The following is a 12,092-nucleotide window of genomic DNA, read 5'->3' as shown; positions in this document are numbered from 1 at the left end:
TTTTTCTCCCCGCATGCAAACAACGCAAAAAATCCGCAGGGGTTTCCCTGCGGAGGGTATACGATTCAGGCCGATGTGATCCGTTCGTTCACTTAAGCAAGCAGTCTTCACAGACCACTCCCCAGAACCAGCAACTGGATAACAAGATGCCTAACCATAAAAAATCCGCAGGGAATCACTCCCTGCGGATTTCGTTGGTTCTACTGCCAACCAACTGCTAAGCCAAGACTATAGATCTATACAGTCTTTAACCGTGCATCGTCCGTGCGGGAGACAAGTCATTCTGCTGCTGAACCCATCCATTCATGTTCGTACGCATATAACATCGCCTCCTCCTAAAATTTCCTTTATCATACAAGTCCATCAATTGTCTGTCAAGGCTGCCCACGAAACTTTTTTGAAATCTTTGTCAAGTTTCGTTTAGTGTACTTGATCCCAGCGCGTCCACATCTCACGCGGGTTCAATTCGTACATTTCCCGTTCCCTGTACATAAACTGATGCATAATCAGCTCACGCCGAATCGTTGCAAAATCCTCATGGTATTGCTTGATCCACTCGTTTAATTCACGTTCAGGATACATGCGGCCTGGCTCCAGCTTTTCTGCCAGCATCTGAAGGACGATTAATTTTTTCTTATACTGCGCAGGGATTTGGCGCAACTTGCCGTCCTTGGAAAAAAAATTGCGTAAGACCGACGCCTCCAGCGTTTCATTCAACTCTGACATCTCTTCCTCCCCCTCTCCTTTTTCGAAAATAAATCGCACCGTCGCCTCGGCATGCTGCCGGATCAGCTCTGGATTCAGTGTAAAATACACCATGTTTTTATCACGTCGTTCCTTAATCAGCCCAGCCTCACGGAGTTTGGAAGCATGATGTGTAACAGTCGGCTGGGACAAATTCAGCTTTTTCGCCAAAGCTTGACCATGCATCTCCCCACGGGACAAAAGAAGTAATATTCGCATACGCGTTGGATCAGCGAGTGCTTTATGATAATTGACCATTTTATCCAGTTGCATCGTTATTGCACCTCTTTTCACTAGTACATACTTGCTATGCAAGCGAATTCAATCACATAAAATAGATATATATCTAATTATATGTTTACTAAAAGTAGCTGTCAATCTTCACCTTCCATCATCACTTTCTGAAAACGGCTGGATATTGTGTTCGCATTGCGGTAGGATTATTATTTGAAAACTTCTCACATACTGAGCTATTTGCTTCAATCCTGAGATCCGTTTTTAATCGTCAAAATAATGTTAACCCTACAAAACAGGCGTAATAAACCAATACAACTGGAGGTTCATCCAAATGTACGACGTAATCATTATCGGTGGCGGACCCTGCGGACTATCCGCTGCAATCGAATGCAGCCGCAGAGGTTTGCAAACTGTCATTATTGAAAAAAGCAACATCGTTCACTCCATTTTTCTGTATCCGACCAACATGCAGTTTTTTAGCACCGCCGAACTACTGGAAATCGGTGATGTTCCATTCAGCACCCCTAATGATAAACCTTTTCGTCATGAAGCACTGGCGTACTATCGTAAGGTAGCCACTCATTATAACTTGAACATTCAGCATTATGAGGAGGCCCAGTCCATTCATCGCCAGGATGACGGTACATTTACCGTACATACCCTGAGCAAAGGGGAAATAACCAAAGCGTATTCGTCACGCTATGTCGTTGTGGCTACAGGATATTTTGATCATCCGAACTATTTGGGCATTCCCGGGGAACAATTGGATAAAGTCACGCACTATTTCAGCGAAGCCCATCCCTATACAGGAACCCGGGTCGCAGTCATCGGTGGCAGTAACTCTGCGGTAGATGCTGCAATGGAATTGGTGCGGGTCGGAGCTACGATTGATATGGTATATCGTCGAAGCGAGTTGTCCCAATACATCAAGCCGTGGGTTCGTCCACTGTTTGACAGTATGGTACAAAAAGGGAAGATCACGCTGCACTTAGGCGCACGTATTACCGAAATTCATCCAGACCATGTCGTAGTCACTCCGCTGGACACTGAAGCATTCCGGCTCGAAAATGATTTTGTACTGGCACTGACTGGATTTCACCCGGAGCGAAAACTGCTGGAGTCTGTTGGCGTCCACATGGCTGAGGATCTGGACAAACCAGAATTTAATCCTGCCACGATGGAAACGAACATCCCAGGTATATATGTCGCCGGGGTCATCGCTTCAGGCAGCAATGCCAATGAGGTGTTTATTGAAACAGGCCGCTGGCACGGGCGACAAATCGCCGAACATATCCAAAGCTAAATAAACGAAGGAGAACATCTGTATGGATTACAGCTCACTTATCTTACTGGTATTGGCTGGTCTTGGGATTGTTAGTGGCAACTCTACCGTGACTATTGCCATGGTTGTATTACTGCTGCTGCGGGTAACCAGCTTTCATTCTGCTTTCCCCTGGCTTGAAAGGTATGGCCTTACGATCGGAATTATTATTTTGACGATTGGGGTCATGACCCCGCTAGCCAGCGGTAAAATCAGTATCAATCAGGTGATGGAGTCTTTCCTGCACTGGAAATCACTGCTCGCGATTGGTATCGGAATTCTGGTAGCCTATCTTGGCGGCCGCGGAGTAACTTTGATGTCTGGACAGCCCATTATTGTGACAGGTTTACTGATCGGGACCGTCATTGGCGTTGCCTTCTTTAAAGGAGTTCCTGTTGGACCTCTGATTGCTGCCGGATTGCTTTCCTTGTTAATCGGCCGCAGCTAAATTCGTACAACAAATATAGGAATAAATGATAGCAATCTGCATGTCGGGCTGAATTCAGTCCCGCTTTGTGGTATACTCATATCGCATAATTTGGTAAATGCAGGAGGCTTGACCGATGTCTCGACAATTTGTAACGGAAGCTGTAATGGTGGCTATATACGGCCAACTACTTACATCTCCCGCCCCTGTGGAATATATAGTGCCTTACACATCACTGCTAGAGCTATACGAATTCCAGGATAGCACAGAGCCGCTCATGGATAATCCTATGGACGATCAACATGTGAAGCGGAAGGTAAGCGAGTTGATCAGTTATTTTGAGGAACCGTTGAATCAGAAAAAAATTCGGCGTGCCCTTCAGATGCCTTGGGCCAAGAGCTTGCCTATTCTATTCGATGCCAATACATCACTCATTATCATTAATGCTGTTGATACTGCGCATTACGGAGAATATTTTGATCCAATTGAGACTGAACTAGTGTTGACAGCTCAACGTGAATCATTACCTATTCTGACGGATCAATTGGACTGGATCCACCGCATTATCGAAGCTTCCGTACCTGTACATGTGTACGACATTGATGATTTTGATTTTGCACTCGATGGCCCGATACTTAACAACCCTTAACATACGACATACCCGCCTTAACCACAAAAAAGCGGCGGAGCATCATGTACAGGTTCATCTCCTGTAACACGATACTCCACCGCTTTTCTTGTCCAAGAACAACTATTTGCACGCTATGATTGACAGTAGAGCGCTAAGCTTGTCCATCCTCAACATAGGTGTAAATAATGTCATCATGTTCCTCCAAATACTTAACTTCCAGATGATGGCCCTTCAGATACCAGTAATCCTGGTCCTCCATATAAAACGTAATGCCAGCCGCTTCATGCTGTAATACGGGGTGCTGCGGAGGCTCTACGGCAATTCCCAGAGAAAAGCCTGGATGCAACCCGCCGCCAGAGCTATAGCGAACAAAAAAACGGATCGAATCTCCACGATTCAAACTAAGCTCCTTAATGTACCACTGTGCCGCAGGTTCAGTTACCTGTATGCTCATACGTTATGCTCATCTCCTTGTACAATGACGTCTGCCAACTATATCATAGCATCTTTTAGAATGACCACCAACCGTCCCAACCTAGCGAGATTCTTGGACAAGTCATATACATTTTTTTGAAAAAGGTTTGACAATTCGCAAAAAAGGGTGTTAAGATTCAACCATACGAGATCCATTTTGAAATTTATTACCAATTTGAACGATTACTCATGTTAGAATGAACCCATTTTGAGGAAGAAAGGAGTGTTACCGGTGCTAAAATTTCCTATTGCATTTTACCCACATCTACAAACACAACAACTTCATACCGGAGCATCTCCCCTGTCGCATCCTTCAGAATTGGGCCATTCACGTTGTATGGTTTAATACGAGTGGCTGCCTGCGTTTGAGCAGTTTTTCAGTGGTGAGTGTGCTGAAAATACCTGCGCGCCATATGATATTGAGATTTAGGGCATATCGTCTGCGGACGGTATGCCTTTTTTGCGCCTGTTGCCGGATCATATTTGTGGTAGCAAGTCGCTGTTGTTTCTTCAAAATGGTACACAACTCTCGAAAGAACTTGTCATGAAAGGATGGGATTCCTCTTGTTTTCGGTACTTAAAAATTTAAGCTGGTTTTTTAAAAGAGAACGAAGCCGATACTCCATTGGATTGTTTTTGCTGATAGCCGTTGGTGTGCTGGAGCTTGCTCCACCTCGGCTACTAGGTAGTGCCATTGATGAGATTGTGCGCGGTTCGATTTCCTGGTCCTCACTTTGGCGTTATATTTTGTACATCATAGGCATTCTAGCCGTCATCTACTACATTACGTACATATGGATGCACAAGCTGTTTGGTGGTGCCAATCTGGTGGAGCGCTTACTGCGCACACGCTTTATGAATCATCTACTGCGGATGACCCCTCCATTTTTTGAACGTAATCGTACTGGTGATCTGATGGCTCGTGCTACGAACGACCTTCGCTCCGTAGCAAGTACAGCGGGCTTCGGCATGCTGACACTGACAGACTCTACGGTCTATCTGAGCGTTGTATTAGTTGCCATGGGTACCCTAATCAGTTGGAAGTTGACACTGGCAGCTATCCTGCCCCTACCTTTTATTGCACTGGCTATGAGCATTTACGGTAAAGCCGTTCACGAGCGTTACACACTGGCACAAGATGCATTTGGTGATATGAACGATCAGGTGTTGGAATCCGTAGCAGGCATCCGAGTCATTCGCGCCTATGTGCAAGAGCGAATGGACGAAAAACGTTTTGCTGATATTACCGACGATGTATTTCGTAAAAATCTGGCTGTCGCTCGGATGGATGCTCTCTTTGAACCAACGATTCGTTTATGTGTAGGACTTAGCTATGTCATTGGACTCGGTTATGGTATTTATCTGGTATTTCATAACGATATCACGCTAGGCGAATTGGTCTCCTTTAATATGTATCTAGGAATGATGATTTGGCCGATGTTTGCCATTGGAGAGCTGATTAACATTATGCAGCGCGGTAGCGCTTCCCTGGACCGGGTCAATGAAACTCTCGATGTCCAGCCAGACGTTCAGGATGCAGCTCAACCTGTTCCAGTGGACCGCCTCGAATCCATCAGGATGAAAGACGTTACCTTCCGTTACCCTACTTCTACTATTGACAATCTGTCACATGTGAGTCTGGAGCTCAAACGCGGAGAAACGCTAGGCGTCGTTGGTAGAACCGGCAGCGGGAAATCCACTCTGCTCAAACAGCTACTGCATGAATATCCGACGGGTAGCGGTGATATTTTAATCTCCGGCATACGTTTGGAGGACATTGCAGTAGAACAACTACACAGCTGGATCGGCTACGTGCCGCAAGAGCAAATTTTGTTTTCTAAATCGGTGCGCGAGAACATTCAGTTCGGGAAACCTCGTGCAGATGATGACGACATTATGGAAGCTATCCGTACAGCTGCCTTCGACCAGGATTTAGGTACCTTGTCTGATGGGCTGGATACACTGGTCGGAGAAAAAGGTATCGCCCTGTCCGGCGGCCAGAAGCAGCGTGTTTCGCTGGCACGCGCCTTTATCGGTGATCCGGATATTCTATTGCTCGACGATGCACTATCTGCAGTAGATGCCCGGACGGAAGCAAGGATTATTGACAATATCCGACGTAAGCGCTCGGGTAAAACAACCTTGATCTCCACCCACCGCCTCTCTGCTGTAGAACATGCAGACCGGATCGTCGTGCTGGAGCAAGGACGCATTATTGAGGAAGGGACCCACAGCGAGCTGCTTCAGGCTGACGGATGGTACCGACAACAGTATGAACGGCAACAAGTGGAATCTGATCTGACCTCAGGGGAGGTATCCTAATGAAACCTAATATCGGCAAAAGGCTATTCCAGTACGCGCTGACGAGCAAAGCAGGCTTTATTGCCGCTCTCATCGCTTTGGCTATCGGAGTAGCCGCCGAGCTCGCTGGTCCCTTCATCGCCAAAACGATGATTGACGACCATATGCTCGCTATTGAAAAACCATTTTATGAAACAACTAGTGTGGACGGAACTGTAAGCTATGCTGGAACCCACTTTAAGCGTGAAGATCGCTTTGAGTCCGGGGAGACCAAAGGTCGCGAAGCGAGGATTTTACAAGTTGGGAAATCTTTCGTATTTATCGATGGCTCGGTTAAAGTGGCTGACGGTAACCGCTCCTTTACGAACGGAACGCTGACTGTGACACGCGGCTCCGACACCTTTCGCTATGAAGCTAAGGCTCTGACAGCTGATGAACTGTATAGCTTTTACAAACCGGAAATGCCCGGTATCTTTCAGCTGATTGGCTGGTATTGCTTCTTCCTGGTTATTTCCATTTTTGCTGAATTCGGCAAAACATACTGGCTGCAATCCTCGGCGAACAAGGTCATTCAAAAGCTTCGGCTTGATCTCTACGCGCACATCCAGCGGTTGCCAGTTTACTTTTTTGATAACTTGCCCGCAGGCAAAGTCGTATCCCGTGTTACGAATGACACTGAGGCAGTCAAAGATTTGTTTGTGGCTGTGCTCTCAAATTTCACTTCAGGGATTGTGACGATGGCAGGAGTATATGTTGCACTCTTTTTGCTGGACTTCAGACTGGGTCTTATCTCTCTGTTTATAGTACCGTTACTGATCTTGTGGATTGTATTGTATCGCAAGGTCGCCACCCGCTATAATACGATCATTCGGTCCAGACTCAGTGAAATTAATGCGATTATCAATGAATCGATTCAAGGGATGTCCATCATTCGCGTATTCCGCCACCAGAAACAAACGCAGCAAGAGTTTGAAGAACTGAATGATGATTATATGAAGCATCAGAATAAAATGCTGAATTTGAACGCCTTCACTTCGCACAATTTAGTCAACGTGTTGAGAAATCTCGCCTTTGCCGTCGTGTTGTGGTATTTCGGATCTGAGGCGCTCGGAACTACAGGTAGTGCTGTTTCACTAGGCGTATTGTATGCCTTCGTCGATGTGCTGGGTCGACTGTTCCAACCTATGACGGGTATGGTCAACCAACTCGCCGTACTGGATACTTCCATCGTATCCTCAGGACGCGTATTTGAGTTGATGGACGAAACTGGAGAGCCGGTGACGGACGGCACGATGCCGCGCTACAAAGGCCAGGTAGAGTTTAACGACGTTTCCTTTGCCTACAAAAAGGATGATGTACTTAAACATATTTCCTTTACTGCACAGCCCGGGCAAACAGTTGCCCTTGTCGGACATACCGGATCAGGCAAAAGTTCGATTATTAACCTGCTATTCCGGTTCTATGATCCGCAAAAAGGAACGATCACCATTGACGGAACATCTGTCAAAGACATCCCTAAGCAATGGCTTCGCCATCATATGGGTATTGTTCTTCAAGATCCATATTTGTTTACAGGTACGGTAGCCTCTAATGTCAGTCTCGAAGACAGCCGAATCACGAGAGAACAGGTGAATAAAGCGCTGCATGACGTTGGAGCCGACAAATTGCTGGCCCATTTGCCGCAAGGATTCGATGAGCCTGTTATTGAAAAAGGTAGCACTTTATCAGCCGGGCAACGCCAGCTAATTTCCTTCGCTCGTGCACTAGCCTTTGATCCCGCAATTTTAATTCTGGATGAAGCTACTGCCAATATTGACACCGAAACGGAAGCGCTCATCCAATCCGCTCTTGAGGTACTCAAGAAGGGACGTACGACCTTTATCATTGCTCACCGTTTGTCCACCATTCGCAGTGCGGACCAAATTTTGGTACTTCATCGGGGTGAAATTGTTGAACGGGGTAGCCATGACGAACTTATGACTCAAGGCGGTCGTTACTTCCAAATGTATCAGCTCCAGTCGGGAACAGTTGCAACAGATTCGGCTTCATCCTCTGCTACGCCTTCTGCGCAAGATGACCTGCTTGCAGGCAAAGTCAGCATTTAAAGCTTGAATAGCCCTATTGCTTAGGGCTAACGATTAACATTTGGTATGAAAAAAACCAGCAAGTCTCCCCTACAAATTGGAGGCTCGCTGGTTTTATTTATATCTATAACATAGGGCTCGTAATTTTATTTAGCTACAGACGTGCCTGTTCCTGTGGGCGGAAGCACTGTTCCATCTACTGCTTTAAGCGTAACCTTATACTTGCTGTCTACCAATGTGCTTGTGTGGGTATCCGTAATGACCTGAATATTCATTTCCCCTGGCTTTGGACTAGTCAGCTTGTAGTAAATTACTGCATTCGTATCATCTACGTAGTCGATGTGATCCACTTCAATGCCGTAACCTGGATTAGGTGCCTGCAGACGGGTGATTGTCACTTTGTTCTGCTCGTCATTTGCCTTCTCTATACTCATACTAATGTTATTTTGTTGAACCGGATCTACAGGCTCAGCCGGATTTTCAGGAGTAGCTTCAACCGTTTTATGACTTTGTACAAATTCGGATGCGTTATAGACCATTTCTGCTGCCTCCATCCGCGTTACTTTACGATCCGGGTTAAAGTTGCTCTGTTCGTCCAATTTTGCAATTTTGGTCAATAGCAGGAATTGAACGGCTGCATTTGATTCCTGGTCTAGTTTTTTGCCATCCGCTACATTAATTAACATACGGACAGTTGGATATTCACCCGTTGCACTCACTGCTTTATACAGAATATTCGCAAATTGTTCTCTTGTCATACGGGTGCTTGGATCAATATCTGGTGACAAAGGGATTTGGTGTTGGGCTGCAATCCGATAGGACTGGGCATACCATGCAGAAGCCGGAATGTTTGCAAAGGAACCCGTTGTGAAATCAGGCATTACCTGAAGATCCATTGCACGAACAACCAAGTGTACTCCTTGTGCATACGTGAGCGTTTGATCCGGTGCAAATTTATCCTTGGTTATTCCTTGAATAATTCCTTTGTCCTGAAGTGAGTTTACGATCTTCTCCTGTTCAGTTCCCTTTATATCACGAAAAGCAGAGGCCGACGTAGCTACTGCCAATGAGCAGATGACAAGCAGGGCAGCTGTCACGCTTTTGTTCTTTTTCATGAGATACACCTCCATGTTTACTTTGCTTCTACACTTACCGACGCAATAAAAGCATCAAATGTTTCAAATATGCACAAATTGGTTGCAAAACAGTGGAATACCTGCGTTTAGTGTACCCGTCTAACTCTTTTCTGCTCACAATCTTTATACATACCCAAAAGTGCCTGTAACCGATTTATTTTTTTACAGTATTCCTTTGGAATATCCAGGTCTGGGTAGCAGTCATCCCGCCAGCAAAAACTCGCTCCCCTTTGTTCGCTTTGCTTACATCCGATTCGGTGCTTTCAGACCAAGAAGTTGCAGCGCGCATGCCAGAATATCGGCAGTTTGTTCCGCCAACTGAATACGCCACTGTCCACCATCGACAATCCTTTCCTTGGCGTAAAAACGGTTAAACGCCTGGGCCGTATCCAATGCAAATCTCGCAATTACCGAAGGCTCCAGTTGGCGAACCGCACGTATCAGTTGTCCGTGATAGCGATCCAACTGCTTAAGCAGCGCCCAACCTGTGTCACCCAACATTCCATCCGATACGTCATTCAAATCACGAGAATGGCTATCTTGGACAAGGGCGTTGTCGCTAGAATTGGTATTATCAACATCGACGCGAGCGTGAGCTTTCTCCAGAAGGCTGCGAATGCGCGCATGAGTATACTGCACATAAGGCCCGGTCTCGCCTTCAAAGGTCAGCGCCTCCTCCAACGAAAAATCCACTTCATTCAGCCGGTTGTTTTTTAAATCACCAAAAATAATCGCCCCGATACCAACGTCCTCAGCTACTGCCTGTTGTTCCTGCAAATCGGGGTTCTTCTGAGTAATGATGGCTTGAGCACGCGCTATAGCTTCATCCAGCACCTCCTCCAGTTTGACAACTTTTCCGCGTCTTGTGGACATTTTCTTACCCGCAAACCGCATTAATCCAAACGGCACATGCTCACATTGCTCCGCCCAAGCCTCCCCTGCATGCTTCAGCACCGCAAACACCTGCTGAAAATGCAACTTCTGTTCTCCACCAACGACGTACAGCAACCGATCAGCCTTCATCACTTCATGACGATAAATCGCTGTTGCCAGATCACGTGTCGGATAAATGGTGGTCCCATCCTTTTTTAGAATAAGACACGGAGGCAGTTCCTCGTCTTCCAGACGAACCACGAGCGCACCATCACTTTCCTCCAGCAATCCTTTTGCTCTTAATTGAGCAACAACTGCCTGCATCTTATCATTGTAAAAACTTTCTCCCAGCACATGGTCAAATGTAATGTTCAGACGCTGGTACATACGATCAAATTCACCCAGACTAACTTCAACAAAAAACTCCCATAGTTGTTGAGCCTCAGCATCCCCATGCTCCAAACGTCGGAACCACTCGCGGCCTTCATCCTCCAAAGTCGGATTATGCTCGGCCTCCTGATGAAAACGAACATATAGCTTCAGCGATTCACCAATCGGATCATGTTGTAGCTGCTCCTCATTTCCCCATCTTTTATAGGCCGCAATTTGCTTGCCAAACTGTGTTCCCCAATCCCCAAGATGATTCACACTAATTGGAACATATCCGGTTTCACCAAGAATACGATACAAGGCAGCACCGATAACAGTAGAGCGAAGATGACCGATACCAAACGGTTTGGCAATATTGGGCGAGGACATATCAATAACTACCCGCTGTCCGTGCCCGATATTGGGCCTGAGGAAATCGGCCTTGCTCAATTCAGCAAGCATAAGTGGAATATGAACAGATCGATCCAATGTTATATTTACATAGGCACCCGATGCTGAAGCAGTTAAACCTTCTTCATGATTCACTAGCTCCGCCAATTCCAGTGCAATGTGCTGTGGAGACTTTCGAAACTTTTTGGCCAGCACAAAACAGGGAAACGCCACATCTCCCCATTCAGGCTGCGGAGGCACCTCAAATAAAGATAAAATTTCTTTCTCCTCCAAGCCCGTATGGGCCAATATCGCTTGAGCAGCAATCCTCATCAACATGATCTCTCTCCTTCTTTTTATAGAATCTAACAAAAAAAGCCCCCGCCTCTTGAAATAATTCAAGAGACGAGAACTTCAATATCCCCGCGGTACCACTCTTCGTAAATCGGTTGTGCAGCTAAAGCTAACTTACACAAATCGCGATTTCACTCCAATGACTAATAACGGTGTCTGCCGGGCTGATCTACTAGAAATTCTGCTCGTTGGATCAACCGTCTCCCGGGTGCGCTTCACATCGGACCTCATACCGGCTTACACCTCTTCCGGCTCGCTGTAATGATACGGCTCCGCTGCTACTCTCCCGTTCCATGACGTTAATTCCAATCATTATACAAACCTATTCAGTAGAAAGCAACCTATTATTTCCTCTTCAGGCACTAGTTCCATATATGTAATTACACTGCCACCAACTGGCGGCACGCCTGAACGCAACGACGGCAGGCTTCTGCACAATGCTTGCAGTGATCATGGGAATGCTTGCTGCATTCAGCAGCACATACCTCACAGGCCTTGGCGCACAGCTCACAGATTTGCTCGGCAAAATCCGTTCCACGCTGCAGCATTTGAGCAGCAAATCCGCATATTTCTGCACATTCCCTACTCACTCGAATACATTCACGCAGCATAGCTAAATCATATTCCTTCAAACTCGCTACGTAACATACATTGCAAGCGTTCATACATTCCAGGCAAGCATCCACGCATTGTTGGTATGAATGATTCATATTACATTACCTCCCAGTTGTTGACCCTGCTGTACTATTAC

At 46.2% G+C, this 12,092-nt stretch carries 10 protein-coding genes and 1 other annotated feature; of the genes, 5 read left to right on the top strand and 5 right to left on the bottom strand.

Features of this window, described 5'->3' with window-relative positions; genetic code table 11:
* Positions 1–420: 420 nt before the first annotated feature.
* Positions 421–1,017 (bottom strand): metalloregulator ArsR/SmtB family transcription factor, encoded by a 597-nt coding sequence (locus ACM1ND_RS10700; RefSeq protein WP_023988258.1) that lies wholly within the window; start codon positions 1,015–1,017, stop codon positions 421–423.
* 295 nt (positions 1,018–1,312) lie between these two features.
* Between ACM1ND_RS10700 and ACM1ND_RS10695 the strand changes: the two genes are divergently transcribed.
* The 3 genes from ACM1ND_RS10695 (at position 1,313) to ACM1ND_RS10685 (ending at position 3,378) form a co-directional block, all read left to right on the top strand.
* On the top strand, positions 1,313–2,284 hold the full coding sequence (locus ACM1ND_RS10695; RefSeq protein WP_076292678.1) for a YpdA family putative bacillithiol disulfide reductase: 972 nt from the start codon (positions 1,313–1,315) through the stop codon (positions 2,282–2,284).
* A 22-nt stretch (positions 2,285–2,306) separates the two neighbouring features.
* The gene (locus ACM1ND_RS10690; protein WP_013309978.1) at positions 2,307–2,750 is read left to right on the top strand and encodes a DUF441 domain-containing protein; all 444 of its coding nucleotides are present in this window, start codon (positions 2,307–2,309) and stop codon (positions 2,748–2,750) included.
* Between the two features lie 115 nt (positions 2,751–2,865).
* Positions 2,866–3,378: a hypothetical protein gene (locus ACM1ND_RS10685; RefSeq protein WP_023988256.1), complete on the top strand. Its 513-nt coding sequence runs from the start codon at positions 2,866–2,868 to the stop codon at positions 3,376–3,378.
* A gap of 133 nt (positions 3,379–3,511) precedes the next feature.
* Here ACM1ND_RS10685 and ACM1ND_RS10680 read toward each other — a convergent pair whose 3' ends face one another.
* Positions 3,512–3,814, bottom strand: coding sequence for a HesB/YadR/YfhF family protein (locus tag ACM1ND_RS10680; RefSeq protein ID WP_013309976.1), 303 nt, complete (start codon positions 3,812–3,814; stop codon positions 3,512–3,514).
* 584 nt (positions 3,815–4,398) lie between these two features.
* On the opposite strand from ACM1ND_RS10680, the gene ACM1ND_RS10675 reads away from it, so the two are divergent.
* Both ACM1ND_RS10675 and ACM1ND_RS10670 read left to right on the top strand, forming a co-directional pair.
* Entirely contained in the window at positions 4,399–6,156 is a 1,758-nt protein-coding gene (locus ACM1ND_RS10675; protein WP_023988255.1) for an ABC transporter ATP-binding protein, read from the top strand.
* Positions 6,156–8,240: an ABC transporter ATP-binding protein gene (locus tag ACM1ND_RS10670; protein ID WP_068940671.1), complete on the top strand. Its 2,085-nt coding sequence runs from the start codon at positions 6,156–6,158 to the stop codon at positions 8,238–8,240. The genes ACM1ND_RS10675 and ACM1ND_RS10670 overlap by 1 nt, the downstream gene beginning before the upstream one ends.
* Positions 8,241–8,365: 125 nt before the next feature.
* On the opposite strand, the gene ACM1ND_RS10665 is transcribed toward ACM1ND_RS10670, so the two are convergent.
* The 3 genes from ACM1ND_RS10665 to ACM1ND_RS10655 all read right to left on the bottom strand — a co-directional run bounded on the left by ACM1ND_RS10665 (position 8,366) and on the right by ACM1ND_RS10655 (position 12,051).
* The gene (locus ACM1ND_RS10665) at positions 8,366–9,334 is read right to left on the bottom strand and encodes an S-layer homology domain-containing protein (protein WP_068940669.1); all 969 of its coding nucleotides are present in this window, start codon (positions 9,332–9,334) and stop codon (positions 8,366–8,368) included.
* Positions 9,335–9,598: 264 nt separating this feature from the next.
* Positions 9,599–11,326 carry an arginine--tRNA ligase gene (gene argS, locus ACM1ND_RS10660; protein WP_053325274.1) on the bottom strand — a complete coding sequence of 576 codons (1,728 nt, stop codon included), beginning with the start codon at positions 11,324–11,326 and terminating at the stop codon, positions 9,599–9,601.
* 59 nt (positions 11,327–11,385) lie between these two features.
* Positions 11,386–11,644: a binding site (T-box leader), on the bottom strand.
* Positions 11,645–11,721: 77 nt separating this feature from the next.
* A complete protein-coding gene (locus tag ACM1ND_RS10655; RefSeq protein ID WP_023988251.1) occupies positions 11,722–12,051 on the bottom strand; it encodes a four-helix bundle copper-binding protein in 330 nt (109 codons plus the stop codon).
* Between the last annotated feature and the right edge of the window lie 41 nt (positions 12,052–12,092).

Source organism: Paenibacillus sp. JJ1722, assembly GCF_048282685.1.
Lineage (GTDB): Bacteria > Bacillota > Bacilli > Paenibacillales > Paenibacillaceae > Paenibacillus > Paenibacillus polymyxa_B.
The sequence above is the reverse complement of the archived record's forward strand: the minus strand, read 5'-3'. Positions and strand labels throughout refer to the sequence as shown.

Bases quoted from the DNA above. Each gene is read 5' to 3' on its own strand.
- ACM1ND_RS10700 (WP_023988258.1), bottom strand. From the start codon at position 1,017: ATGCAACTGGATAAAATGGTCAATTATCATAAAGCACTCGCTGATCCA.
- ACM1ND_RS10695 (WP_076292678.1), top strand. From the start codon at position 1,313: ATGTACGACGTAATCATTATCGGTGGCGGACCCTGCGGACTATCCGCT.
- ACM1ND_RS10690 (WP_013309978.1), top strand. From the start codon at position 2,307: ATGGATTACAGCTCACTTATCTTACTGGTATTGGCTGGTCTTGGGATT.
- ACM1ND_RS10685 (WP_023988256.1), top strand. From the start codon at position 2,866: ATGTCTCGACAATTTGTAACGGAAGCTGTAATGGTGGCTATATACGGC.
- ACM1ND_RS10680 (WP_013309976.1), bottom strand. From the start codon at position 3,814: ATGAGCATACAGGTAACTGAACCTGCGGCACAGTGGTACATTAAGGAG.
- ACM1ND_RS10670 (WP_068940671.1), top strand. From the start codon at position 6,156: ATGAAACCTAATATCGGCAAAAGGCTATTCCAGTACGCGCTGACGAGC.
- ACM1ND_RS10665 (WP_068940669.1), bottom strand. From the start codon at position 9,334: ATGAAAAAGAACAAAAGCGTGACAGCTGCCCTGCTTGTCATCTGCTCA.
- argS (WP_053325274.1), bottom strand. From the start codon at position 11,326: ATGTTGATGAGGATTGCTGCTCAAGCGATATTGGCCCATACGGGCTTG.
- ACM1ND_RS10655 (WP_023988251.1), bottom strand. From the start codon at position 12,051: ATGAATCATTCATACCAACAATGCGTGGATGCTTGCCTGGAATGTATG.